The 24,833-nt window shown below is 71.7% G+C and carries 27 protein-coding genes; 10 read left to right on the plus strand and 17 right to left on the minus strand.

Annotated features, from left to right (window positions below; translation table 11 throughout):
- Positions 1-77: 77 nt before the first annotated feature.
- Positions 78-722, plus strand: coding sequence for a DUF2306 domain-containing protein (locus ABZU52_RS11255; protein WP_354970928.1), 645 nt, complete (start codon positions 78-80; stop codon positions 720-722).
- Here ABZU52_RS11255 and ABZU52_RS11260 read toward each other — a convergent pair.
- From ABZU52_RS11260 to ABZU52_RS11295, 8 genes are read right to left on the minus strand one after another with little or no spacing between them, the layout of a single operon-like run.
- Positions 709-1,536, minus strand: a complete 828-nt coding sequence (locus ABZU52_RS11260) for an IclR family transcriptional regulator (RefSeq protein WP_354970929.1) — start codon at positions 1,534-1,536, stop codon at positions 709-711. The genes ABZU52_RS11255 and ABZU52_RS11260 overlap by 14 nt on opposite strands.
- Positions 1,533-1,913, minus strand: a complete 381-nt coding sequence (gene pcaC / locus ABZU52_RS11265; protein ID WP_354970930.1) for a 4-carboxymuconolactone decarboxylase — start codon at positions 1,911-1,913, stop codon at positions 1,533-1,535. Before pcaC ends, ABZU52_RS11260 begins: the two co-directional genes overlap by 4 nt.
- On the minus strand, positions 1,910-2,689 hold the full coding sequence (pcaD, locus tag ABZU52_RS11270; protein ID WP_354970931.1) for a 3-oxoadipate enol-lactonase: 780 nt from the start codon (positions 2,687-2,689) through the stop codon (positions 1,910-1,912). The genes pcaC and pcaD overlap by 4 nt, the downstream gene beginning before the upstream one ends.
- The gene (pcaB, locus tag ABZU52_RS11275; RefSeq protein WP_354970932.1) at positions 2,686-4,026 is read right to left on the minus strand and encodes a 3-carboxy-cis,cis-muconate cycloisomerase; all 1,341 of its coding nucleotides are present in this window, start codon (positions 4,024-4,026) and stop codon (positions 2,686-2,688) included. Before pcaB ends, pcaD begins: the two co-directional genes overlap by 4 nt.
- A complete protein-coding gene (gene pcaG / locus ABZU52_RS11280) occupies positions 4,001-4,573 on the minus strand; it encodes a protocatechuate 3,4-dioxygenase subunit alpha (RefSeq protein ID WP_354970933.1) in 573 nt (190 codons plus the stop codon). The genes pcaB and pcaG overlap by 26 nt, the downstream gene beginning before the upstream one ends.
- Entirely contained in the window at positions 4,566-5,315 is a 750-nt protein-coding gene (pcaH, locus tag ABZU52_RS11285; RefSeq protein WP_354970934.1) for a protocatechuate 3,4-dioxygenase subunit beta, read from the minus strand. The genes pcaG and pcaH overlap by 8 nt, the downstream gene beginning before the upstream one ends.
- Complete coding sequence (locus ABZU52_RS11290; protein ID WP_354970989.1) at positions 5,312-6,082, minus strand: CoA-transferase; 771 nt, start codon at positions 6,080-6,082, stop codon at positions 5,312-5,314. Before ABZU52_RS11290 ends, pcaH begins: the two co-directional genes overlap by 4 nt.
- A 26-nt stretch (positions 6,083-6,108) precedes the next feature.
- Positions 6,109-6,927 carry a CoA transferase subunit A gene (locus ABZU52_RS11295; protein WP_354970935.1) on the minus strand — a complete coding sequence of 273 codons (819 nt, stop codon included), beginning with the start codon at positions 6,925-6,927 and terminating at the stop codon, positions 6,109-6,111.
- A 284-nt stretch (positions 6,928-7,211) separates the two neighbouring features.
- Here ABZU52_RS11295 and ABZU52_RS11300 point away from each other — a divergent pair, with 284 nt between their 5' ends.
- The 7 genes from ABZU52_RS11300 (at position 7,212) to ABZU52_RS11330 (ending at position 14,470) form a co-directional block, all read left to right on the plus strand.
- Positions 7,212-8,672 (plus strand): benzaldehyde dehydrogenase, encoded by a 1,461-nt coding sequence (locus ABZU52_RS11300; protein WP_354970936.1) that lies wholly within the window; start codon positions 7,212-7,214, stop codon positions 8,670-8,672.
- Between the two features lie 18 nt (positions 8,673-8,690).
- Entirely contained in the window at positions 8,691-9,872 is a 1,182-nt protein-coding gene (gene pobA, locus ABZU52_RS11305) for a 4-hydroxybenzoate 3-monooxygenase (RefSeq protein WP_354970937.1), read from the plus strand.
- 198 nt (positions 9,873-10,070) lie between these two features.
- Positions 10,071-11,045 (plus strand): ABC transporter substrate-binding protein, encoded by a 975-nt coding sequence (locus tag ABZU52_RS11310; protein ID WP_354970938.1) that lies wholly within the window; start codon positions 10,071-10,073, stop codon positions 11,043-11,045.
- A 71-nt stretch (positions 11,046-11,116) separates the two neighbouring features.
- On the plus strand, positions 11,117-11,917 hold the full coding sequence (locus tag ABZU52_RS11315) for an ABC transporter permease (RefSeq protein WP_354970939.1): 801 nt from the start codon (positions 11,117-11,119) through the stop codon (positions 11,915-11,917).
- A complete protein-coding gene (locus ABZU52_RS11320; protein ID WP_354970940.1) occupies positions 11,914-12,738 on the plus strand; it encodes an ABC transporter permease in 825 nt (274 codons plus the stop codon). Before ABZU52_RS11315 ends, ABZU52_RS11320 begins: the two co-directional genes overlap by 4 nt.
- Positions 12,731-13,543 carry an ABC transporter ATP-binding protein gene (locus ABZU52_RS11325; protein ID WP_354970941.1) on the plus strand — a complete coding sequence of 271 codons (813 nt, stop codon included), beginning with the start codon at positions 12,731-12,733 and terminating at the stop codon, positions 13,541-13,543. The genes ABZU52_RS11320 and ABZU52_RS11325 overlap by 8 nt, the downstream gene beginning before the upstream one ends.
- A gap of 39 nt (positions 13,544-13,582) precedes the next feature.
- The gene (locus ABZU52_RS11330) at positions 13,583-14,470 is read left to right on the plus strand and encodes a PaaX family transcriptional regulator C-terminal domain-containing protein (RefSeq protein ID WP_354970942.1); all 888 of its coding nucleotides are present in this window, start codon (positions 13,583-13,585) and stop codon (positions 14,468-14,470) included.
- Here the strand turns inward: ABZU52_RS11330 and ABZU52_RS11335 are convergent.
- From ABZU52_RS11335 to ABZU52_RS11375, 9 genes are all read right to left on the minus strand, one after another.
- Complete coding sequence (locus ABZU52_RS11335; RefSeq protein ID WP_354970943.1) at positions 14,394-15,920, minus strand: long-chain fatty acid--CoA ligase; 1,527 nt, start codon at positions 15,918-15,920, stop codon at positions 14,394-14,396. The genes ABZU52_RS11330 and ABZU52_RS11335 overlap by 77 nt on opposite strands.
- Positions 15,921-15,979: 59 nt before the next feature.
- Positions 15,980-16,432: a MaoC family dehydratase gene (locus ABZU52_RS11340; protein WP_354970944.1), complete on the minus strand. Its 453-nt coding sequence runs from the start codon at positions 16,430-16,432 to the stop codon at positions 15,980-15,982.
- A gap of 17 nt (positions 16,433-16,449) precedes the next feature.
- Positions 16,450-17,331, minus strand: a complete 882-nt coding sequence (locus ABZU52_RS11345) for an amidohydrolase family protein (RefSeq protein WP_354970945.1) — start codon at positions 17,329-17,331, stop codon at positions 16,450-16,452.
- A 51-nt stretch (positions 17,332-17,382) separates the two neighbouring features.
- Positions 17,383-18,309, minus strand: a complete 927-nt coding sequence (locus ABZU52_RS11350) for an SDR family NAD(P)-dependent oxidoreductase (RefSeq protein ID WP_354970946.1) — start codon at positions 18,307-18,309, stop codon at positions 17,383-17,385.
- 100 nt (positions 18,310-18,409) lie between these two features.
- On the minus strand, positions 18,410-19,147 hold the full coding sequence (locus ABZU52_RS11355) for an IclR family transcriptional regulator (protein ID WP_354970947.1): 738 nt from the start codon (positions 19,145-19,147) through the stop codon (positions 18,410-18,412).
- 54 nt (positions 19,148-19,201) lie between these two features.
- Positions 19,202-20,155 (minus strand): PDR/VanB family oxidoreductase, encoded by a 954-nt coding sequence (locus ABZU52_RS11360; RefSeq protein ID WP_354970948.1) that lies wholly within the window; start codon positions 20,153-20,155, stop codon positions 19,202-19,204.
- Positions 20,152-20,361: a hypothetical protein gene (locus ABZU52_RS11365; protein ID WP_354970949.1), complete on the minus strand. Its 210-nt coding sequence runs from the start codon at positions 20,359-20,361 to the stop codon at positions 20,152-20,154. Before ABZU52_RS11365 ends, ABZU52_RS11360 begins: the two co-directional genes overlap by 4 nt.
- On the minus strand, positions 20,358-21,401 hold the full coding sequence (locus ABZU52_RS11370) for an aromatic ring-hydroxylating dioxygenase subunit alpha (RefSeq protein WP_354970950.1): 1,044 nt from the start codon (positions 21,399-21,401) through the stop codon (positions 20,358-20,360). Before ABZU52_RS11370 ends, ABZU52_RS11365 begins: the two co-directional genes overlap by 4 nt.
- A gap of 102 nt (positions 21,402-21,503) precedes the next feature.
- Positions 21,504-22,238: a VOC family protein gene (locus tag ABZU52_RS11375; protein WP_354970951.1), complete on the minus strand. Its 735-nt coding sequence runs from the start codon at positions 22,236-22,238 to the stop codon at positions 21,504-21,506.
- Positions 22,239-22,486: 248 nt separating this feature from the next.
- On the opposite strand from ABZU52_RS11375, the gene ABZU52_RS11380 reads away from it, so the two are divergent.
- Together ABZU52_RS11380 and ABZU52_RS11385 are read left to right on the plus strand one after the other, a co-directional pair.
- On the plus strand, positions 22,487-23,107 hold the full coding sequence (locus tag ABZU52_RS11380; protein ID WP_354970952.1) for a TetR family transcriptional regulator: 621 nt from the start codon (positions 22,487-22,489) through the stop codon (positions 23,105-23,107).
- A gap of 121 nt (positions 23,108-23,228) precedes the next feature.
- Positions 23,229-24,728 (plus strand): FAD-dependent monooxygenase, encoded by a 1,500-nt coding sequence (locus tag ABZU52_RS11385; RefSeq protein WP_354970953.1) that lies wholly within the window; start codon positions 23,229-23,231, stop codon positions 24,726-24,728.
- Positions 24,729-24,833 lie beyond the last annotated feature (105 nt).

Consider the following 24,833-nt stretch of genomic DNA (forward strand, 5'->3'; position numbering starts at 1 on the left):
CGTCCGACCATGGGCCGACCCGGTCGCGGCCCATCTGCCGATGAGCGGGGGCGGGTGCGGCGTCCACCATCGGTGGCATGACGATGCGCGAGTGGCGGCTACCGGCCGCGTTGATCCTGCTGGGCCTGATACCGATGCTCGCCGGCGCGGGGCGGCTCACCGAGCTGGGCAGCGGACCGGAGGTCACCCCGGCGAACGCACGCTTCGTCGCCGATCCGCTGCCGGTGGTGCTGCACATCGTCGGCGCGGTGGTGTACACGGTCCTCGGCGCGTTCCAGTTCGTACCCCGTCTGCGCCGGCACGGCTGGCACCGCCGGGCCGGCCGGGTGCTCGTCCCCTGTGGGCTGACTGTCGCGTTCACCGGCCTGTGGATGGCCGTCGCGTACGATCTGCCGGCCCATGACAACGACGTGCTCGCCGGTATGCGGCTCGTCTTCGGCTCGGCCATGGCCGGCTCGATCCTGGTGGGTCTCGCCGCCGTGCTCCGCCGGGACATCGCCCGGCACCGCAGGTGGATGGTGCGTGGCTACGCGATCGGCCTCGGCGCCGGCACCCAGGCGTTCACCCACGCGCCGTACCTGCTCGCGACCGGCGAACAGCCCGACGGGAACCTGCGGGCCGGCCTGGTGGTGGCCGGTTGGGTGATCAACCTTGCGGTGGCCGAGTGGTACCTGGGCCGTCCGGCCCGGGTCGTCACCGCGCCGGCCGTCAAGCTGAGCTGAGCCCGCGCGCGTCGGCCGTCGGTGTCCGGCTCAGGCCGCCCCGGATGTCCTCCTCGATCCGCTTCGCGGCGGCCAGCAGCGGCGGGAGCAGCTCTCGACGGATCATCTCGAAGGACCCCCGGCTGGCGTGCGCGGAGACGTTCACCGCGGCGATCACCGACCCGTTCTCGCCGTGGATCGGCGCGGCCACCGAACGCAGCCCCTCCTCCAACTCCTGGTCCACGATGGCGTACCCCTGGGCGGCGATCTTCGTCAGGACGGCGCGCAGCTTGGCCGGGTCGGTGACGGTGCGCCGGGTCAGCGGCCGCAGCTGCGCGGCGGCGAGGTAGTCGTCCAGCCACTCCACCGGCTGCGCGGCGAGCAGCACCCGGCCCATGGAGGTGGCGTACGCGGGGAACCGGGTGCCGACGCTGATCCCCACCGTCATGATCCGCTTGGTGGGCACGCGGGCGACGTAGACCACCTCGTCACCGTCGAGCACCGACACCGAGCAGGACTCGTGCACCTGCGCGACCAGCGCCTCCATGTGCCTTTGCGCGACCTCGGGCAGGCTCAGGCTGGACAGGTACGCGTAGCCGAGTTCGAGGATCCGGGCCCGCAGCGAGAAGAGCCGGCCGTCGGTGTGCACGTAGCCCAGCTCGACCAGGGTGAGCAGGAACCTGCGCGCCGCGGCCCGGGTCAGCCCGGTCCGTCTGGCCACCTCGCTGAGCGTGAGCTGCGGATGTTCGCCGTCGAACGCCCGGATCACCGCGAGGCCGCGCTCCAGCGACTGAACGAACTCCGGCGACCTCGTCGCCTCCTCGCTCACGCTCACCCGGCCTCCTGCCGCAGGGTCTCCCGGGCCACAGTGAACGCCCGGTTCGCCGCCGGTACACCAGCGTAGACGCCGACCTGGAGCAGGACCTCCGCCACCTCCTCCGGGCTGAGCCCGTTGCGCAGCGCGGCCCGGACATGCATCGCCAACTCCTCGTCGTGGTGCAGGGTGGCGAGTACGGCGAGGGTGATGCAACTACGGGTTCGCCGGTCGAGGCCCGGCCGGCTCCACACCTCCCCCCAGGCGTAGCGGGTGATGAAGTCCTGGAAGTCGGCGGTGAACGCGTCTGTGCCGGCGACCGCCCGGTCCACGTGCGCGTCACCCAGCACCTGTCGACGTACCGTCATGCCGGCCTCGTGCCGCTCGCGGTCGTTCATGCGTCACCACGTCCCTCGTGGAAGTGTTCCAACAGGAGTCGGCACACCTGCTCGGGTTGCTCGACGTTGGCCAGGTGCGCCGCCGCGTCGACCACCGCCAGCCGAGCCCGTGGGATGCGACCGACGATCTCGCGGGCGTGCTCCACCGGGGTTGCCGGGTCGTCCGCCCCGGCGATGACCAGCGTCGGCGCGGCGACCCGGCCGAGGTCGGGTCGGAGGTCCATCGCGGCTATCGCCTCGCAGCAGGCGGCGTATCCGGCCGAGGACGTCGCGGTGAGCAGGGCGCGGTGGGTGGCGACCACCGCCGGCCGGGCGACGGCGAAGGCCGGGGTGAACCAGCGGGCCACCACCGCGTCGGCGATCGCCGGCAGGCCCTCGGCCCGTACCGTCGCGGCCCGTTCCCGCCACTGCTCGGGTGGGCCGAGCGACGCCGACGTGCAGAGCAGCGCCAACCGCCGCACCCGGTCGGGCGCGTGCGCGGCGAGCCACATGCCCACCATGCCCCCGAGGGACAACCCCGCGTAGTGGACCCACGGCACGTCGAGGTCGTCCAGCGTCCGCAGCAACTCCCGGCCCAGCAGGTCCAGCGTGTACGGCCCGGGTGGTACTGCCGAACGGCCGTGGCCCAGGTGGTCGTACCGGATGACCCGGAACCGTCGGGCGAGCGCCGGCACCTGGGGTTCCCACATCGCGGCGGCGGTGCCGAGGGAGCTGCCCAGCAGCAGCACCGGCGCGGCGGCCGGGCCGTCGACGGTGAGATGCAACCGGGTGGTCATCCGTCCACGCCCCGAGCAGCGGCCAGGGCACGGTCGACGAACCGGCCGGCCGAGCCGAGCCAGCGGTACGGGTCGAGCGCCTCGGCCAGCTCCGTGTCGGACAGGTGGGCGCGGACCTCGGGGTCGGCGAGCAGCGCGGCGCGGAACGAGGGTTCGGCGGTGGCGCGGGTCACCAGATCGTGGGCGACGCGACGGCCGACGGCGGGCGCCAGACGCGCGGCGACCGCCTCGGCGAGCAGGAGTCCGCCGGTCGCGTCGAGGTTCTCCCGCATCCGCTCCGGGCGGACCTGCAGCCCGGCCAGCATCCGGGCGCACCGGGCGGCGGCGCCACCGGTCACGTGCAGCAGATCGAGCAGCGGCTCCCACTCGGCGTGCCAGCCGCCCGCGGCCCGCTCGTGCTCCTGCACCGCCGTGGCGAACAGGGTGGCGACGAGACCCGGACCGCGTCGCGCCGCGGCGGTGACGAGGATCGAGTCCACCGGGTTGCGTTTGTGCGGCATGGCCGAGGAGCCGCCTCGTCCGGCGCCGCCCTCGGCGACCTCACCCACCTCGTTCTGGGCGAGCAGCCCGACGTCGAGCGCGATCTTGCCGGCGGCCACCAGGAGCCCACCGAGGGCGGCGGCCAGGTCGAGCCAGGGTTGACGGCGGGTGTGCCAGGGCAGCGGGCTGGTCGGGAGGCCCAGGTGCGCCGCGAACCGCTCGGTGACCTCGGCACCGGCCGGGCCGAACGCCGCCAGGGTGCCGACCGCGCCACCGAGTTGCGCGGGCTGTGCGGCGCGGGCCTGACGCAGTCGGTCCCGGGCCTGGACCAGACCGGTCAACCAGCCCGCGGCCTTGAGCCCGAACGTGCTGGGTGCCGCCTGCTGCCCGAGCGTCCGGGCGACCATCACGGTGTCCCGGTGGGCGTCGGCCAGCCGGGCGGCGGCCTCCACGGCGACGTCGAGGTGAGCCAGCAGCGGCCCGAGCGCCCGCGACGCCACCAGGACCAGCGCGGTGTCCAGCACATCCTGGCTGGTCGCTCCGAAGTGCACCCAGGCTCGGGCGTGCTCCGGCACGGCGGCGGTCAGCTCGCCCACCAGCGCGACGACCGGGTTGCCGGTGGCGTCGGCGGCCCGGCCGAGCGCCGCCGGGTCGTACCGCTCGGCGCGGCACTGCTCGGCGATCGCCTCGGCCGCCGGTACCGGCACGATGCCGGCGTCCGCAGTGACCCGGGCGAGCGCGGCCTCCACGTCGAGCATCGCCTGGAGCACTGCCGGGTCGCTGAGTTCCGCGTCCACGTCCGAAGCACCGGAGAGGCCGCCGAGCAGGCCGTCAGAGGGCGAAGAAGACGGTCTCACGGTCGCCCTGAAGGTGGATGTCGAACCGGAACCCGTCCGGGGCGGGACTGGCCAGCAGGGTGTCACGGCGGTCAGCGTCGACGCTGCGCAGCACGGGGTCGGCGGCGTTCGCCGTCGACTCGTCGGGGAAGTAGAGCCGGGTGACGAGGCGGTGCAGCAGCCCACGCCCGAAGACCGACAGGGTCAGGTGGGGGGCTTCGGTGCCGCCGTCCGGCTCGGGCAGCGCACCCGGCTTGACGGTCAGCAGCCGGTACCACCCCTGCCCGTCGGTCTCGCTTCGCCCGAATCCGCGAAAACCCGCGAGCGCGGGCGGCCGGGCCCCCCGCGGGTCGTCCGGATGGTCGAACCGGCCCTCCGGGTCGGCCTGCCAGCTCTCCACCATCGCGTCGACCACGGGCGTCCCGGTGCCGTCGACGATCCGACCGCTGATCCAGAACGCGCCCGGCGTGCCCTCGGGTACGACGTACGGGCCGTCGGGCCAGTGCAGACCGATGTGCAGGTACGGCCCGACGGTCTGCGCGGGCATGACGCCCAGCTGCTCACTCATCGTCGTCCTCGTCCTCGAAAGGGGTGCTCTCCCGGCCGCGCAGCACGATGTCGAATTCGTACGCCAGCGCCCACTCCGGTGCGGTGCTGGCGTGGTCGTACCGGGCGATCATCCGTTCCCGCGCCTTCGGGTCGCGAACCGCGTTGAAGATCGGGTCCTGGAAGAAGAGCGGGTCGCCCGGGAAGTACATCTGCGTGACCAGCCGCTGGGTGAACGCGCGGCCGAAGAGGGAGAAGTGGATGTGCGCCGGCCGCCAGGCGTTGTCGTGGTTACGCCAGGGGTAGGCGCCGGGCTGCACGGTGATGAACCGGTAACGCCCCTGGTCATCGGTGAGCGCCCGGCCCACCCCCTCGAAGTGGGGGTCGAGCGGCGCCGGCCAGGTGTCGCGTGCGTCGCGGTACCGACCGGCGGCGTTGGCCTGCCAGATCTCGACAAGCGTGCGGGGTACCGGTCGGCCGTCACCGTCGCGGACCCGCCCGTGCACGATGATCCGCTGCCCCTGCGGCTCACCGTCGTGCTGCCGGGTCAGGTCGTGGTCGAGCGCACCGAGCCGCCCCTCCCCCAGCAGCGGCCCGGTGACCTCGGTCAGCCGCTGCGGCAGGTGGACCAGTGGGTGTCTCGGCGCCCGCGCCACTGTCGACGTGTAGCCGGGGCTGAGCAGGGGCGGGTGGGCGTCGACGTCGTCGCGCCGGTACCGCGGTAGCACCAGTCTGCTGCTGGCCTGAGTGTCCTGAGTGGTCATTGTCGTCTCCCGTCGGACTTCGTCGCCTCCAGCGCCCGCAGCACCGCGAGTTCCCGTGCCGTCGGTGGCGCACCGGTGGCCAGTCCCTCGGCGACGGCGAGGTCCCAGCCGGTGGCCGCCCGCGCCTGCTCCCGGGTCACGCCCGGGTGCAGGTGGGTCAGTGTGAGTTCGCAGGTGACCGGGTCGGGTTCGAGGACGCCGAGGTCGGTGATCACGACCCGGGGGCCTCCGCCCCGCAGGCCGAGTCGCTCCCGGTCGCCCGGGCCCGTCCCGTACCCGACCGAGGTGACGAAGTCGACCCGTTCGGTGAACGTCCGGAGGTCCTGCCGGACGATCACCACGACCTCGCCGCAGGAGGCGGCGATCTCCGGGGCGCCACCGGCTCCGGGCAGCCGGACCATCGGGGCGTCGTAGTCGCCGCCGACGACAGTGGTGTTGATGTTGCCGTAGCGGTCGAGCTGCGCGGCACCGAGGAAGCCCACGTCGATCCGGCCGGGCTGGAGCCAGTAGTTGAACACCTCGGGCACCGAGACGACCGCGTCTGCGGTGTCGGCGAGGACCCCGTCTCCGATGGAGAGCGGAAGCCGGTCCGGCTTCGCGCCGAGGCACCCGGATTCGTAGATGAGCACCAGGTTCGGGGCGTGGGTCGCCCGGGCGAGGTTCGCCGCGGTGCTGGGCAGCCCGATCCCGACGAAGCAGGCGGTGCCGTCGCGTAGTTGCCGTGCGGCGGCGACGGTCATCATCTCGTCCGCGGTCCAGTCCGCCATCGCGTCCCCCCGCTCGCTGCGTTGACTCATGCCGCCGCGCCGGCCTTGTGCACGTGCTCGTCCAGCCAGGCCCGGAAGGTGTCGCGGTGCCGGCTGACGGCGTCCCAGTCCCGGTAGAAGTCGTTGTCCCGCACCGAGTAGCCGTGGGCGTAGGAGGGGTGCGCGCCACCGGGCACCTCGGCCACCGCGGTGACCGCCCAGCCGGGCAGGACCACCTGTCCGGGTACGGGTTCCAACTCGTCCACGATCTCCTCGACGGTGACCAGTGACCGGTGGGCGGCGAGCACCGCCTCCTTCTGCACCCCGGTGATGCCCCACATCTGCACGTTGCCGTTGCGGTCGGCGCGCTGGGCGTGCACCACCGTCACGTCCGGACGCAGGGCGGGCACCGCGGTCAGCGTCTCGCCGGTGAACGGGCAGGTGATGGGCCGGATGTTGGCGGTGTGCTGAGGCAGGTCGGTGCCGGTGTAGCCGCGCAGGACGGCGAACGGCAGCCCGGACGCCCCGGCGACGTACCGGTTGGCCATGCCCGCGTGACTGTGCTCCTCCAGTTCGAGTGGACGTGGCCAGGCGTGCTGCACGGCGTCCCGGAAGCGGTGCAGCGACCCGACGCCGGGGTTGCCACCCCAGGAGAAGACCAGGCGACGGGCGCAGCCCGCCCCGATCAGCTGGTCGTAGATGACGTCGGGGGTCATCCGCACGAGCGTCAGATCCTGCCGCCCCTGGCGGATGATCTCGTGGCCGGCGGCGAACGGGATGAGGTGCGTGAACCCTTCCAGGGCCACCACGTCGCCGTCGCGGACCAGGTGCGCCACGCCGTCGGTCAGCGAGACGAGCTTCGCCATGGGCCTCCCCGCCTCCTGCCCGAACCGTGCTGCCGCCAGCCGTTCGCTATGCGGACTGCCGTACTCATCTCGAACGTACGACGGGGAATCTCATCCGTCAACGACAGGTCCACAGTGCTCGGCACTCATGTCGGGCGATGCGTTGACGCGAGCCGGACCACGTGCCAACGTTCATAAAGAGAACGGCCGTTCGGTAAGCGAACACCTCCGGGCCTTTCGTGAGCGGAAGTCCGCCCGGTCACCCCGGGCCGGCCCACCGGCCCCACGCTCCGAGGAGGACCGCCATGACACTGCTGGACGTCACGACCTGGCAGGGCACCCTGCACAGCGACGGCTGGGTGGAACCGGCCGGCGGCACGGCACCGGTACGATCCCCCGCCACCGGCGAGGAGATCGGCCAGGTCGGCGTGGCGAACGCCGAGGACGTGACCCGCGCCTGTGCTCGCGCCGCCGCCGCCCAGCGCGCCTGGGCCGCCACCGGCTACGCCGAGCGGGCCGCGGTGCTGCGCCGGGCCGGGCAGTTGTTCGAGCGGCACGCCGCCGAGATCGGCGACTGGATCGTGCGGGAGTCCGGGTCCATCCCACCCAAGGCCGGCGTCGAGACCGACACCGCCGCGCAGGAGTGCTACGAGGCGGCGGCGCTGGCCTCGCACCCGCTCGGCGAGATCATCCCGAGCGCGCAACCGAGGCTCAGCCTGGCTCGCCGGTTGCCCGTCGGCGTCGTCGGGGTCATCTCCCCGTTCAACTTCCCGCTCATCCTGGCCACCCGGTCCGTCGCCCCGGCCCTGGCGCTGGGCAACGCCGTGGTGCTCAAACCCGATCCCCGCACGGCGGTCTGCGGTGGTGTCTCGATCGCCCGGGTCTTCGAGGAGGCCGGCCTGCCGGACGGGCTGCTGCACGTCCTTCCCGGTGGGGTCGAGGTCGGGGAGGCGCTGGTGGCCGACCCGAACGTACGGGTGATCAGCTTCACCGGGTCGACCGCTGCCGGCCGCAAGGTCGGCGAGGCGGCGGCGCGCCACCTCAAACGCGCACACCTCGAACTCGGCGGCAACTCGGCGCTGATCGTGCTCGACGACGCCGATATGGACCTCGCGGTCTCCGCCGGGGCCTGGGGGTCGTTCCTGCACCAGGGCCAGATCTGCATGACCACCGGCCGGCACCTGGTGCACGAGAGTCTGTCCGAGCGGTACGTCGAGCGACTGGCGGAGAAGGCGAACCACCTGCCGGTCGGCGACCCGTCGAAGGAGCAGGTGGCGCTCGGGCCGATCATCGACGAGCGCCAGCGCGACAAGGTCCACGCACTGGTCACGGCGAGCGTCGACGCGGGTGCCCGGCTGGCCGCCGGAGGCACGTACGAGGGGCTGTTCTATCGGCCGACGGTGCTCACCGACGTCACCCCCGCGACCCCGGCGTACGCCCAGGAGGTCTTCGGCCCGGTCGCCCCGGTGATCACCTTCGCCGACCAGGACGAGGCCGTGCGGTTGGCCCGACAGACCGAGTACGGCCTGTCGCTGGGGATCCTCAGCCGCGATGTGATGAGGGCGATGGCCCTCGCCGACCTGATCCCCAGCGGGATCGTGCACATCAACGATCAGACGGTGAGCGACGAGGCGGTGGCGCCGTTCGGTGGGGTGGGGGCGTCCGGCACCGGCTCCCGGTTCGGTGGGCCGGCGGCGAATGTCGAGGCGTTCACGGAGACCCAGTGGCTCACCGTGCAGGGTGCCATTCCGCGGTACCCGTTCTGACGCCGGGAGGAGAGGAGCATGCCGGGAATGCGTACCCAGGTGGGCATCGTCGGCGCCGGTCCGGCCGGGCTCATGCTGTCGCACCTGCTGCACCTGCGGGGCATCGAGTCCGTGGTGCTGGAGAGCCGCAGCCGCGACCACGTCGAGCACCGGCTCCGGGCCGGGGTCCTCGAACAGGGCTCGGTCGACCTGCTCTGCCGCAGCGGCGTCGGTGAGCGGCTGCGACGGGAGGGGCTGCGCCACGAGGGCATCGAGCTGCGCTTCGCCGGGGAGTCGCACCGGGTGCCGATGGCGGATCTGACCGGGCGGGCGATCACCGTCTACGGGCAGCAGGAGGTGGTCAAGGACCTGATCGCCGCCCGACTCGCGGCCGGTGGCGCGATCCTCTTCGAGGCCGAGGCGGTACGCCTGGACGGCCTCGACTCGGACTCGCCGGTCGTCCACTTTCGACGCGACGGGCGGGACGAGGAGCTGCACTGCGATTTCGTGGCCGGCTGCGACGGGTTCCACGGGGTGAGCCGCGGCGCGGTGCCCGAGGGGGTGCTGACCACCTACGAGCGGGCGTACCCCTTTGCCTGGTTGGGCGTCCTCGCCGCCGCGGCGCCGGCGGTGGACGAACTCATCTACGCCAACCACGAGCGGGGTTTCGCCCTCTACAGCATGCGCTCCCCGGAGATCTCCCGGCTGTACCTACAGGTCGCGCCGGACGAGGACATCGCCGCGTGGCCGGACGAGCGGATCTGGACGGAGCTGCGGGCCCGGTTGGAGACGGTGCCGGGATGGTCGCTCAACGAGGGGCCGATCCTGGAGAAGTCCATCACCCCGATGCGCAGCTTCGTGGTCGAGCCGATGCGGTGGGAGCGGTTGTTCCTGGCCGGGGACGCCGTGCACATCGTCCCGCCCACCGGCGCGAAGGGCATGAACCTTGCCCTCGCCGACGTCGCGCTGCTCGGGGACGCCTTCGCCGCGTGGTACGACGGGGGCCGCACCGATCTGCTGGATGCCTACTCGGCCACGGCGTTGCGTCGGGTCTGGCGGGCCCAGCACTTCTCCTGGTGGATGACCTCGATGTTGCACCGGCTGGAGCGCGACGACCCGTACGAGACGAAGCTGCAGACCGCCACGCTGAGGTACGTCGCCACCTCCCGCGCCTACGCCACCAGCCTGGCCGAGAACTACGTGGGCCTGCCGGACGTCTGACCGCGTCGCCTCCACAGCAGAGCGTTGTTCAACTTATTCATGACGGGCGTCAGAAATTATTGACTTTCAATGCCGGGGTGACTGACCATGGCCACCACAGCGGCGTGCGCCCCCACGCAGCGGTAGTTCACCTGCAGATCCGAGGCATCCGCCGACTTCCGACGCACCCACCACCCCCGCCCAGGAAGGGCCTCGTCAATGAAGAAGGTCATGGCTCTCGGGCTGATCGCCGCTACCGCGATCGCCCTCACCGGATGTACCGACTCCGACGCGTCCAACCCGTCCGACCAGCCCTCGGGCGACCTGCGCAAGGTCCGGGTCGCGGCGCTGCCCATCACCGAGACCGCCGCGCTCTGGGGCGGCGTCAAGGCGGGCATCTTCGCCGAGCGCGGGCTCCAGGTCGAGGTGCTGCCCGCCCAGGGCGGCGCGCAGGCCATTCCGGCGCTCCTGAACGGCGACATCGACTTCGCGATCGGCCAGCCCTTCGGCCCGTTCCGGGCCGACCTGCGCGATCTCGGCGTCGTCATCATCGGCAACTACGCCTCCTCGTACGCCGACGGCGACGACATCAACGCCGTGGTCGCCTCGGCGAAGTCCGGCATCAAGCGGCCGGCCGACCTCGCTGGCAAGCGGGTCTCGGTCAACAGCCTGGGCGCGGCCGGCGACGTGACGATCATGGCGGCGGTCGAGAAGGACGGCGGCGACCCGACGAAGATCAAGTTCGTCGAGGTCGCCTTCCCGGACGCCCCGGCCCAACTCGAATCCGGCAACATCGACGCGGCCTGGGTGCCCGAGCCCTTCGTCACCCAACTGAAGGCCCGCGGCGACACCTTCATCGTCGCGCCCTACCAGGCGGTGGTGCCCGGCCTGACCACGCTCACCACCATCACCACCAAGGAACGCACCGAGAAGGACGCCAAGCTGGTCGAGGACTTCACCGCGGCGATGAAGAAGACGTTGGAGTGGGCCAAGGACCCCGCCAACGAGGCGGCGCTGCGGCAGGCCATCAAGGACAACCTGGAGCTGCCTCCGCCGGTGGCCGAGTCGGTGCGGCTGCCGGCCTTCGGTTGGGAGGTCGACCGGTCGAGCCTGCAGACGCTCGCCGAGCTCGCGCAGAAGTACAAGGTTCTCGACAAGCAACCCAACTTCGACCGTCTCATCCAGCAGCAGTAGCCGGCGCGATCCCGCCCTCCCCGACCCCGGACCGGGGAGGGCCTCGCCGCCCGCCTGACGACGGGAGTGACATGCGCGTGTTCCCCACCCGACGCCTGCGCGCGATACGCAAGGCGATGCTGGGCGTCGTCGGCCTGACCGGGTTCCTCGTCGTCTGGCAGCTGATCCCGATGCTGGGCCTGATCAACCCGCTGTACCTGCCGTACGTGACGGACGTGCTGGCGCGGCTGTTCGAGCAGCTCGTCGACCTCGCGTTCTGGCGGCGGCTGGGCAGCACGATGACGTCCTGGGCGATCGGCCTGACGGTGGCGACGGTCGCCGCCGTCGTCCTCGGCACCGTCGTCGGCCTGGTGCCGTTCCTGCGGCGCGCGACCCACACGATGATCGAGTTCCTGCGACCGATCCCGTCGGTCGCTCTCATCCCGCTCGCCGTGCTGATGTTCGGCATCCAGCGGCAGGCCGCCCTCGTCATCATCATCTACGCGTCGTTCTGGCAGGTGTTCGTGCAGGTGATCTACGGCGTCGCCGACGTCGACGCGGTGGCTCGCGACACCGCCCGCAGTTTCGGTCTGACCCGGCGGGAGCAGTTGTCGCACCTCGTCCTGCCGACCACCCTGCCGTACCTCATGACGGGCCTGCGCCTCGCCGCGGCGGTGGCGCTCATCCTCGCCATCACCGCGGAGATGGTGATCGGTAACCCTGGCCTCGGGCGCATGATCGAGCTGTCCCGGTCCGCCGGAGACGCCCCCGGCCTGTACGCGCTGGTCGTGGTCACCGGCCTGCTCGGGCTCATGGTGAACATCGTCTTCCGGTTCATCGAGCGTCGGGTGCTGTCGTGGCACCAGTCGGTACGAGGAGAGGAGCCGTTGTGACCGCGTACACCGGGCGGATCGCCACCACGGCACGCAGCCGGACGGTCGGATTCCGGATCGCGGCGAGCCTGCTCTACCCGCTGGGGCTGCCAACGCTGCTGCTGGTGCTCTGGGGTCTGGTGGCGACGAGAACGACGAGTCGGTTCTTCCCCGACCCGTTGACGATCGCCAAAGCCTTCCGGGAGACCTGGGTCGGCCCGGCGTTCGTCGAGGACGTACTTCCCAGCCTCGCCCGCCTCGGCCTCGGTGTCGCCGCGTCCATCGTGCTCGGCATCGCCGCCGGCACCGTCATCGGCCTGACCCGCTGGTTACGCGAACTCCTCGAACCGCTGCTGGAGTTCCTCCGGGCCATCCCGCCACCGGTGCTGATCCCGGTGGTGATGCTCCTGCTCGGGATCACCGACACCATGAAGGTCGTCGTGATCGCCTCCGGCGCGGTCTGGCCGATCCTGCTGAACACGATCGAGGGTGTCCGGGGAACGGACAGCGTCATGACGGAGACCGCGGAATCGTTCCAGGTCACCTGGTGGGAGCGGCTCTGGTTCCTGGTGCTCCCGGCCGCCAGCCCACGGATCATGGCCGGGGTTCGGCAGGCCCTCTCGGTCGCGCTGATCCTGATGGTCATCTCCGAGATGTTCGCCTCCTCCTCCGGCCTCGGCTACCGGATCGCCTACTTCCAGCGCAACTACCTGATCGCCGAGATGTGGAGTGGCATCCTCCTCCTCGGTCTCGTCGGCGTCTTCCTCGCCGTAGCTTTCGGTCTCGTCGAACGGCGTGTTCTGCGCTGGTACCACGGAATCAGGGAGGTCAACCGTGCCTGATCGGAGCACCCTGCTGCGGGTGGAGCACCTGCGGAAGGTCTACGAGTCGGCGACGGGCACCGTCGAGGCGATCGGAGACATCAGCTTCACGATGGACGCCGGTGAGCTCGTCTGCATCGTCGGGCCGTCCGGTTGCGGCAAGACCACCCTGCTGAAGTGCCTCGCCGGCCTGCTGCGGCCCACCAGCGGCGTGGTCGAGATGGACGGCTCGCCGGTGACCGGGCCCAGCCCGGCCATGGCAGTCGTGTTCCAGGAGTACGGTCGCAGCCTCTACCCCTGGCTGACCGTGCGCGGGAACGTCGAGCTGCCACTGCGGCACAAGAAGCTCACCCGCGCGGCCCGGAACAAGCTGGTCGTCGACGCTCTTGAGGCGGTGGGCCTCGCGCACGCCGCGCGAAGCCACCCGTGGCAGCTCTCCGGTGGGATGCAACAGCGGGTGGCGATCGCGCGGGCGATCGCCTACCAGCCCGACGTCCTGATCATGGACGAACCGTTCGCCGCCGTGGACGCGCAGACCCGGGCCGACCTGGAGGACCTGGTCCGCGAGCTGCACGCCAGCCGCACCATCTCGGTTGTCTTCGTCACCCACGACATCGACGAGTCGGTGTATCTCGGTCAGCGGGTTCTAGTATTGTCCACGTCGCCGACCTGGGTCCAGGAGGACCTCGCGATCGACCTGCCGCCGGAGCGCGATCAGATCACGACCCGCGCTCTGCCCCGTTTCACGGAACTGCGGACGCACGTCTACGACCAGATCCAGCGGGCCAAGCGCGGGCAGGCTGTGGCCCCGCGATCCACGCGGTGATCGGCGGCCAGGCCAACGAGTTCGCCGAAGGGAAGCGCTGTGGGTAGTCGTCAGCCGAAGCAGTTGTTGCTCGCCTTCTTCGGCGAGCACGTCGTCGACGCCGCCACCGGACCCATCCGGGCGAGCGCCCTGATCAACGTGCTGGAAGGCGCGGACGTCGCCGCGCCGGCCACCCGCGCGACCCTCGACCGTCTCGTGCACAGCGGCATCCTCGCCCGCAGCAGGAGCGGCCGAGAGACGCTGTTCTCACTCACCGAGCACGGGGCGGCGGTGCTGCGCGAGGCGACGGACCGCGTTCGCGGGCCGCGCCCGTTCGACCCGCAGGGCAGCGGGTGGACCCTGGTCACCTTCTCGATCCCGGAGGGCCAGCGGATGCTGCGGCACCGGCTGCGTTCGACCCTCACCTGGGAGGGCTTCGCGCCGCTGCGGGACGGGCTCTGGCTCGCGCCCGGCGAGGTCGACCTCGCCGGGTCGTTGGAACGGCTGCGGCAGGACCTCGCGCCCAACACCGTGGTCGCCTTCCACGCCCGCGAACTCGCCGGCTTCCCGATCGGCGAGAGCGTGCGCGCGGCCTGGGACATCGAGGCGATCCGACGCGCGCACCTCGCCTTCATCGAGGTGTGGGACGACCCGTCCGCACTGACGATGGCGCCGAGCGCCCTCACCGTACGAACCATGCTCGTGGCGGACTGGCTCGCGCTGCTGCGCGCCGACCCGAGGCTGCCGGCCGAGTTCATGGACGCGGAATGGCCCGCCCCGAGATCGGTGCGGACGTACCGCCGGGTGCACGACAAGCTGGCCGAGGCGTCCGCTGCGGAGTTCGCCGAACTCGTCGCGGCCCGGCCCGCGACTAGGCGCCGAATCGGGTCCGCAGATCGGCCTTCCGCACCTTCCCCGACGCCGTCCGCGGCAGCTCGTCCACGATGACGACGTTCTTCGGGAGCTTGTAGCGCGCGATCCTGCCGTCCAGGCGGGCCCGGACGGTGGCGGTGTCCACGGACGCCCCCTCCCGCACGGTCACGATCGCCCACGGCACCTCCCCCCAACGCTCGTCCGGTACGCCGATGACCGCCGCCGAGGTCACCCCGTCGACCTCGGTGAGCAGCTGCTCGAGTTCGAGCGGGTAGATGTTCTCGCCCCCCGAAATGATCATGTCCTTGAGGCGGCCGGAGATGTAGAGGTAACCGTCGGCGTCCAGGTGGCCGAGGTCGCCGGAGCGGAACCACCCGTCGGCCGTGAACGCCTCGGCGGTCGCCTCCGGCAGCCCGTGGTAGCCGGGGAAGACGTTGGGACCGGCCACCTCGATCTCACCGACAGCGCCGGCGGGCAGCACCGCACCAGCCGCATCGGTGATCCGCACGTCGGTGAAGAAGTGCGGCAGGCCGACACTGCCCTGCTTGACGCGGGTCATCGTGGGCGGCAGCGCGGTGGCGCCCGGCGCGGCCTCGGTCATGCCGTAACCCTGGGAGAACGACAGGCCCCGCGCCTCGTACGCGTTGAGGATGCGGGCCGGCACCGCCGAACCTCCGCAGGTGAGCTTCGTCAACGTGGACAGGTCGGTGGACGCCCAGGCGGGGTGGTCGGCCAGCAGCTGGTAGGTGGTCGGCACACCGCTGAGCATGGTGACCCCGTGCCGCTCAATCTGCGCGAGCGCGCGGCCCGGCTCGAAGCCCCTCTCGATGACCATCGTGGCGCCCTTGAGGATGACGGGCAGGGCGCCCATCCCGAGCGAGGCGACGTGGAACAGCGGCGAGATCATGAGCGCGACGTCGGTGGAGACGACGTCGTAGTCGACCACACAGTTGAGCGCCACCCAGGTGAGGTTGCCGTGGGTCAGCACCGCGCCCTTGGCCCGGCCGGTCGTGCCCGAGGTGTAGACGATCGCCGCCGGATCCTCGTGGGCGGTGTCGGCATGATCGGTGAACGGGGTGACGACGCCTCGGGCCAGCCGGGCCAGCCCGGGCCGGTCCGCGCTGCCCTCGTCGTTGACGATGACGTACGGGGTCCGGGCGGTCGCCGCGGCGGAGGCCACCGGCACCGCGAAGTCCGGGTCGTGGATCAGCACCCGCGCGCCGCAGTCGGCGAGGACGTAGGCGATCTCGGGTACGGCGAGCCGGGTGTTGACCGGCACGAAGACGGCCCCGACCTGCGCCGCCCCGAACATCACCTGGAGGAGTTCGGGGCTGTTCTCGCCCAGGTAGGCGACGGAGTCACCCTTGCCGACGCCCCGCTCCCGCAGCACCGCCGAGATCCGGTCCACGGCGTCGGCGAACTGGCGGTACGTCATGGGCGACCGGTCGCCGTGGATGATCGCGATCTGGTCCGGGGACTTGAGCCGGCGCTTGGCCACCCAGGCGCCGATTCCGTGCTGGTGCATCATCATTCTCCTGGGGGTGGAGGTGGTGTGCTCGCCCGGCTCGACGGATGCCCCCGGGCTCAGGCGTAGAAGCGGTACAGCCCTCGCGCGACGACCGCCGGCTTGGCGCCGCCCTCGATCTCGATCGTCTGGTCCACGGCGATCTGGTAGCCGCCGCGGACCTCGACGACCTCGACGACGGTGGCCCGCATCCGCACCCGCGCCCCGACCACGACCGGCGCGGGGAAGCGCACCCTGTCGAGGCCGTAGTTCACCTTGGTGGTCACGCCCTTCACCTCGAGCAGCTCGGTCCAGAAGGGAACCGCGAGGGAGAGGGTGAGGAAGCCGTGCGCGATCGGCGCGCCGAACGGACCGGTCTTCGCCCGTTCCGGGTCGACGTGGATCCACTGGTGGTCATCCGTGGCGTCCGCGAACAGGTCGACCTGGTCCTGGGTGACAGTGCGGTACCCGGTGTGGCCGAGATCGGTGCCGGCGAGGTCGCCGAGCCGGTCGTAGGTGATGGTCGTCGTCATGGCGTTTCCTCTCGTCGTCACCGGGCCAGGCCCAACAGTCGGGCCGCGTTGTCCTTCAGGATGCCCGGGAGCACATCCGGCTTGAGGTCGGTCGCCCGCACGTCGCGAAGCCACCGGTCCGGGGTGAGCATCGGGTAGTCGGTGCCGAAGAGCACCCGGCGCTTCAGCAGCGAGTTCGCGTAGCGCACCAGCTCGGCCGGGAAGTACTTCGGGCTCCAGCCGGACAGGTCGATCCAGGTGTTGTGCTTGTGCGTGGCCACCGACAACGCCTCGTCCTGCCAGGGCACCGACGGGTGGGCCATGATGATCTGGAGGTCGGGAAAGTCGGCCGCGATCGGATCGAGCAGGATCGGGTTCGACCGACCGAGGCGCAGGCCGTAGCCGCCCGGCGTACCCGCGCCGATGCCGGTCTGCCCGGTGTGGAAGAGCGCCGGGACGCCGGCCCGCTCCAGCAGGCCCCACAGCGGCGCGTACTCGTCGTGGCTGGGGTCGAAGCCCTGCACTGTGGGGTGGAACTTGAAGCCGCGTACGCCCTCCTCCCGGATCAACCGGTCGGCGAGTTCGACTGCCGCTTCCCCGGTGCGCGGGTCCACCGACCCGAACGGGATGAGCACGTCGGCGTGCTCGGCCGCCGCGCGGGCGATGTCGACGCTGGACAGTGGCTGGTGCTTCAGTTGGGTACGCGCGTCCACGGTGAAGACGACCGCCGCCATGTGCCGCTCGCGGTAGTACCGCGCCACCGCGTCGACCGCGGGCCGTGGGCCGTCGGTCTTGAAGTACGCCGACGCCGCTGCCACCAGCGGTTCGGGCAGTGAGGTGTGGCCGTGGTCGTCGACCTCGATGTGCACGTGCACGTCGATCGCCGTGACGTCGTCGAGGTCGATCGCGGGCTGGTACATGGGGCCAACCTTCGTCGTGCGGGTCGGTGCGGGCAGGTCTGCTCGGGCCGGTCAGGACGGCGCGGTCTCGAACTCCTCGGGGAGTTTCGGGAATCGTTCGCCGACACTCTGCGCGGCACCGGCGAACGTCGTCGGCCAGGCCTCCACCAGCGCGTCGTACGTCCAGCCGCCCTCGCGGTGCGCGGTCAGCGCCGCCTCCGGGTGGGTCCAGATCTGCAGGCGGTCCCCGCCGACACCGATCACCTGCCCGGTCACCGAGGCCGCCGCGTCGGAGCTGAGGAACGCGACCAGCCCGGCCACGTCGTCCGCCGTGCCGAATCCCAGCTCCTGTCGGAAGAACGCGGGCATCGGCTCGCCGTTCGCCTCGGCCCGCACCGCCGCGGCGAAGTAGGGAACGGTGGCGGTCATCGCGGTCGCGGCGACCGGGACAACGGTGTTGGCGGTGATGCCGGCCCGCTTCAGCTCGAGCGCCCAGGTCCGGACCATGCCGACGATGCCCGCCTTGGCGGCCGCGTAGTTGGTCTGGCCGAAGGTGCCCCGCTGCCCGGTGGGTGAACCGACGCAGATGATCCGCCCGCCCTCACCGGCCTGCCGCATGTGCTGCACCGCCGCACGGACTGTGGTGAACGTGCCGCGCAGGTGCACGTTGATGACGGTGTCGAAGTCGTCGTCGCTCATCTTCCACAGCACCGTGTCGCGCAGCACGCCGGCGTTGGTGACGAGGATGTCCAGCCGTCCGAAGTGCTCGACCGCCGTGCTGACGAGCTCCTTCGCGGTCTCGGTCGGGCCGACCGGTGCGACCACCGCGACGGCCCGGCCGCCGGACGCCTCGATCGCCGCTACGGCGTCGGCGGTGGCCTCGGCGTCGACGTCGTTGACCACGACCGAGGCGCCCCGCCGCGCCAACTCCTGCGCGTAGGCGAGGCCGAGGCCCCGCCCGGCGCCGGTGACGATGGCGACCTTGCCGTCCAGTGACATGGGTGCTCCCTCTCGTCGGTGCCGGACCTCCGGGTAACACGCGCACCGGAAACGTAATGCAGAATTTGATCGGGCGTCAACGATTTGCAGTCTGTCTACATCAGACGGCAGAGCCGGTGGAGCTGTTCAGCGCCCGGGAGACCACCCGGCCGGCGGCCTGGACCAGCGGCGCCAACGCCACCGGATCCGCCCGGTCGTGGGCGACCACCAGCGAGATCGCCGCCACCACACCCTCCGGTACGCGGATCGGCGCGGCCACCGAGAGGGCGTCCATGGTGACCTGACGGTCGCTGACCGCGTACCCGGCCCGGCGCACCTCGGCGAGGCAGCGACGCAGCCGCTTCGGGTCGGTGATGGTCAGTTCGGTGTACCGCTCCAGCGGGGCGGCGAGCACCTGCTCCTGGACCTCGGCGGGCGCGTGGGCGAGCAGGACCAGCCCGACGCCGGTGGCGTGCAGCGCGAAGCGACCCCCCACCCGGGTGAGCACGGGTACCGCGTGTCGCCCGGCGATCCGTTCGATGAAGACGAGTTCGAGATCCTGCCGGACGGCGAGCTGGACGTTCTCGTGGGTCACCTCGTACAGGTCCTCCATCACCGGCAGGGCCAGCTCCCGCAGCCCCAGGCCCCTGGGGGCGAGCGAGCCCACCTCCCACAGCCGCAGACCGATCCGGTACCGCCCGTCGTCGCCGCGCTCCAGCGCCCCCCACGCGACCAGCTCAGCGGCCCGCCGGTACACGGTGGGCAGTGGCATCCCAGTGCGACGCGCCAACTCGCTCAGGGTCAACGCCGGGGTGGACGGGCTGAACGCGTCGAGCAACGCCAGCACCTTGCTCGTCACCGACCGTCCCGGTTCTGCGCGCACCCCGTCATCATCCCCGCCCACGTCGGGCGCTCACAGCTCCAGGACGAGCCGGGGCGTACGGGCCCGGGAGACGCAGATCATCATGGTGTCCCCGGCGGCCCGTTCCTCGGCGGTGAGCAGGCTGTCGCGATGCTCGGGCACACCGGCGAGCACTGGCGTCTCGCAGGTGCCGCAGGTGCCCTCCCGGCAGGACGAGAGGACCTGCACCCCGGCCTCCTCCACCGCCTGCAGGATCGGTGTGCCCGGCGGCACTGTCACCGTCCGCCCGGAGAGCGCGAGTTCGACCTCGATCGTCGTCTCCGGCGCGCCGGTGTCGCCCCGGGCGGTGAACCGCTCGACGTGCAGGCAGCCGGGTGGCCAGCCGCGGCAGTGCTCCTCAACCGCGGTGATCAGTGCTTCCGGGCCGCAGCAGTAGACGAGCCCGGTGCCGGGCCGGCCCAACAACCCGGCCAGGTCGAGCAGCCCGGTCTCGTCCTGCGGGTGCAGGCTCACCCGGTCGCCGTACCTCTCCCGCAGGGTGGTGGCGAAGGCCATGGTGGCCCGGCTACGTCCGCCGTACACCAGCCGCCAGTCGGCGCCCGCGACGTTGGCCGCGGCGACCATCGGTGCGATGGGGGTGATACCGATGCCGCCGGCAATGAAGAGGTAGCGCCGCGCCGCGACCAGCGGGAAGGTGTTGCGCGGTCCGCTCACCCGGACGGTCGCGCCGACGGTGAGCCGCTCGTGCGCCAGCCGGGAGCCGCCGCGCCCGTTCGGTTCCCGCTGCACCGCGATCCGCAGGACGGACCGCTCCGCCGGGTCACCGCAGAGGGAGTACTGGCGGGCCAGCCCGGCGCCCAACTCCAGGTCGATGTGCGCGCCCGGCGTCCACTCGGGCAGGTCACCGCCGTCCGCGCGACACAGGCGGATCGCCACCACCTCGGCCGCCACCTGATCCCGGCCGGCGACCACCAGCTCGACACCGGTCAGCACGTCCACCGTCACTCGCGCATCGCCAGCCGCCTCGGCGGTCCGGGCACCGGTTCGGCCACGCCCTGGTGGCCCTGCGGGTGGGCGAGCAACCACTCCCACAACTCGACCGGATCCTCGGCGAGGCGCTCGGCCCCACAGTGGCAGGTCCCGCGCAGAGTGTCGGTGCCCGGCACCCAGTGGATCCGGTAGAGCCGGTCCGGGTCCGCTCGGGAACTCACCGCGCCGCTCCCACCGTCCCGGACCCGACCATCCGCGCCAGCAGCCGCCGGGCGGCCAGGCCACCGGTGTCGATGTTGATGCTCAACTCCTGGTACCGGTCCGGCTCGCTCGCGATCACCTGCTCCAGGATGTTGAGCGCGGTCACGTCCTGCATGACAACTGTGTGATTGCTGTGGTGGAGGTACTCGCTGACCGACTCGTCGTCGATCGCGAAGTCGCGCGCCACGGCCCAGAAGTCATAGGTGGTGTGCTCCGTCGACGGGGTGATGGCGTACACGATCTCGGCGTGGAACGCTTCGCGGTCCTCGCCCTCGGCGGGCGGGTAGACACCCTGCGGCGCGATCCGGCTGTGCAGCAGGTAGAGGCAGGGCGGGTGGTACTCGATGTCCTGCCACCGGGTGATCCGGCCCTGGATGCCGGTGGAGCGCGCGTAGAACGGGGGGCACTCGGCGTCGTCCATGTGCCGACTGACGTAGACGATCCCCCGGTCCTCGTCCACCTCGGTGGTGATCGGGGTGTTCGCCACCTCCGGCGTGCCGATGTAACCGCCGTGCAGATAGGTCTCGTGGGACAGGTCCAGGAGGTTGTCCACCAGCAGGCCGTACCGCGCGTTCAGCGGCGCCATGCCCCGCACCACCGCGTAGCGCGGGTCGGCCAGCCACGGTGCGCGGGGAATCGCAGCCGGGTCGGCCCGGTCCAGGTCGCCGATCCAGACCCAGATGAACGAGTCCTGTTCCACCACCGGGAACGAGACCACCCGCGCGGTGCGCGGAATGCGCTGTTGACCGGGTACGAAGACGCAGGCGCCGGTCGGATCGTAGGTGAAGCCGTGGTAGCCGCAGACGATCGTGTCGCCGTCGAGCCGGCTCTCCGACAGCGGGAAGCGCCGGTGCACACACCGGTCGGCCAGCGCCACCGCCTTCCCGGCACCGGTGCGATACAGCACCAGCGGCTCACCGAGCACCGTCCGGGCGAGCAGGTTCCGCCCCACCTCATTGCCGTAGGCGGCCACGTACCACTGGTTACGCGCGAAAGCCATGCGACCGGACCTCCATGCCGACGAACGTCGATGGAGCCGGATCGTCCCGCGTGGTGTCCCCGCTGAGGAACCGGAGCTTTCACTGAGTGAAAGCCGGTTGGGTCAGCTCGGGGTGAGGAGGCAGAACTCGTTGCCCTCCGGGTCGGCGAACACCCGCCACCGGACCTTCTCGCCCAGCTCGATCGGGGTCGCGCCGAGACTCCGCAGCCTGGCCGCCTCGGTCTCCAGGTCGTCACCGGGGTACGGGCGGACGTCGAGATGGACGCGGTTCCACCCGCTCTTCACGTCAGGGGTACGGACGAACTCCAGGTAGGGGCCGACGCCCTTGGCGGAGCGCAGTCTCGCCCCCTGGTCGGTTACCTCGTGCAGCGTCCAGTCCGTGGCCTCGCTCCAGAACCGGGCCATGGCTCGCGGGTCCGCGCAGTCCACCACCACGGCGGCGATCGGCCCGGTGTCCTGGTAGAGCGGTCGAGGGTCCAGCACGCAGAACTCGTTGCCCTCCGGGTCGGCCAGGACCGTCCACGGCACGTCACCCTGGCCCACATCGGCGGCTGTCGCGCCGAGATCCTTCAGCCGTGCAACCACTTCCGCCTGATGCTCCGCCGAGGTGGTGGCGAGGTCCACGTGCACGCGGTTCTTCACCGTCTTGGGCTCCGGGGAGACGACGAGGTCGATGCAGACAGCGACCGGGTCGGGGTAGACGAAACCCTCGGGTTCGAGGTTCGTCACGCCGGGCCCCTCGCTGGAGACCTCCCAACCGAGCGCCTGCGCCCAGAAGCCGCCCAGCGCGGCGTCGTTTCGAGCCTTCATGTTGATCTGAACAAGCCGCGTTGCCATGCCGGCGATGCTAGGGCCTGTGACGCGATCCCGCTCCCCATTATCGCCGTCCTCGGGGCCTACCGTCCGCGCTCGTCCGGAGGCTGTTCCTTTGTCAGGTGGAGCAGCCACCCCTCGCCAGCGGGCCGTCACGCCTGCCCGACGCGACCACCTCACGCGCCCCGGGTGAGTGGAACCGGCGCGAGCCGGGGCGATTTTGCGTGGCACGCATATTTGCGGGTCACGCAATTAATGCTAGCGTGGGTGGCATGACGGGGCTACGGGAGCGCAAGAAGGCCGAGACGCGGGCGGCGCTCGGCTGGGCCGCGATCCACCTCACCGCAGAGCGCGGCTACGACAACGTCCGCGTCGAGGACATCGCCGAGGCGGTCGGTGTCTCCCCCCGCACCTTCAACAACTACTTCTCCAGCAAGGCCGAGGCGATCGCCTCCCGCCACCTCGACCGCAGCCTGCGCACCGCCGCCGCGCTGCGTGAACGTCCCGCCGACGAGCCGCTCTGGGCAGCGCTCACCCAGGCCGCGCTGGAGCAGTTCACCCGCGGCCCCGAGGTCGAGGCGATGCCCTCCCCCGGCCACGCGCAGTGGGTTGCCGGCGTACGCACCATGCTCGCCGAGCCCGCCCTACAGGGCGAACGGCTGCGCGCCGCCGCGATCGCCGAGGCCGAGCTTGCCGCCGCTGTCGCCGAGCGCACCGGCACCGACCTCGCCACCGACATGTATCCGAGGCTCGTCGCGGCCGCCGCCAGCGCAGCCGTCGCCGTCGCCATGCAGCACTATCTCGACAGCGCCGACCCGCCCGCCCCGATCGAACGCCTCATCACCGACGCCTTCACCCAGGTCGCCGCCGGCCTCCCTGCCCCGTCGCACTGAGCCGCCCCTCGCCCAGGGCACAACCTCACCCACGTCTCAAGCCGCGTCACACTCCCGCGGCGGACCGGCCATGTGCCGCGCCCGCCGTGGCGATGACGCACACCCCGAAAGGATCACGATCATGATCGATGTCGTCATCGTCGGAGCAGGCCCCAACGGCCTCATGCTCGCCTGCGAACTGGCCCTCGCCGGCGTCCACCCCGTCGTCCTCGAACGCCACACCGCGCCCACCGGCGAGGCTCGCGCCAACGGCCTCGTTGGCCAGGTCGTCCGCCTGCTCGACCGGCGCGGCCTCTACGCACAACTCAGCGGTGAGAGCACCCCGCCGATCCCCCAACCCGCCTTCACCTTCGGCGCGTTCCCGCTGGACCTCACGGTGCTCGCGGAGAACCCGCACTACGTGCTCGGGGTACCGCAGGCCCAGCTCGAGGCCGCCCTCGCCGCTCGGGCCGTCGAGCTCGGCGTCGACCTGCGCCGCGGCCACGAGGTCATCGACCTCCACCAACGCCCCGACGGGGTCGAGGTCGACCTCGCCGACGGTACGCAGCTCACCTGCCGTTTCCTCGTCGGCGCCGACGGTGGCCGCAGCGCGGTGCGCCGTCTGGCCGGCATCGACTTTCCCGGTGTCACCAGCGACCGGTCGATCTCCCGCACCGCCACGGTGACCGTGCCCGCGTCATCCCTCGACCCCGAGACGGGCGGCCTGCGCGTCCCCGGCTACGGCGTCGTCCCGCCGTTCCAGCACACCCGCACCGCACGCGGCCTGATCGCCTGGGCCCCGTTCCCCGGCCGCCCGGCGATCCTGAGCACGACCGAGTGGCCCGACACGCCGACGGACGACGAGACCCCGATGAACCTGGCGGAGTTGCGGGCCAGCGTCGCCCGGGTGCTCGGCGCCGACATCCCCCTCAACGCGCCTGACGGCCCCGGCCTGCTGCGGCGGCTGACCGGCCGCAACACCCGCATCGCCGCCCGCTACCGCGCCGGCCGGGTGCTGCTGGTCGGTGACGCCGCGCACGTGCACCCCGCGATCGGCGGCCCCGGCCTCAACCTGGGCCTACAGGACGCGGTCAACCTGGGTTGGAAACTCGCCGCCACGGTGCACGGCCGGGCACCGCAGGGCCTGCTCGACACGTACGAGACGGAGCGTCGCCCCGTCGCCGAACGGGTCGTCATGTCCACTCAGGCGCAGTCGGCGCTCATCGGCCCCGGCGACGAGATCACCGGCCTGCGGGAACTCTTCGCCGAACTGCTGCGCAAGCCGGAGGTGACCGGGCACATCGCGGCGCTGATGTCCGGCGCGGACATCCACTACCCCGCCGACCCCGCCGACCCGTTGGCCGGCCGCTGCGCCCCCGACGTGGTCGTGCACGGCGACCACGGTTCGACACGCCTCGCCGAGCTGACCCGCACCGCCCGGCCGCTGCTGCTGGACTCCACGGGCGCCTTCGCCGAGGTAGCCGCGCCGTGGCGGGACCGGGTCGACGTGGTCACCGGGGCACTGGAGGGCACGACCGCCACCGCGTTGCTCGTACGCCCCGACTGCTTCATCGCCTGGTCCGCCGGGGACCCCGACACGCTGCGCGCCTCGCTGGCCCACCACTTCGGCCCTCCACGATGAGCACCGGACACCGCCCACCGGCACACTCCGCGACCCGCGCCTGTCCTGCTTGAGCGCCGGCCGGGTTGACGGGCTATTGCGTCGCCTGCCCGATTGTCCACGCTG

Origin of the sequence: Micromonospora sp. NPDC005220 (assembly GCF_040607895.1) — a bacterium.
GTDB lineage: Bacteria > Actinomycetota > Actinomycetes > Mycobacteriales > Micromonosporaceae > Micromonospora.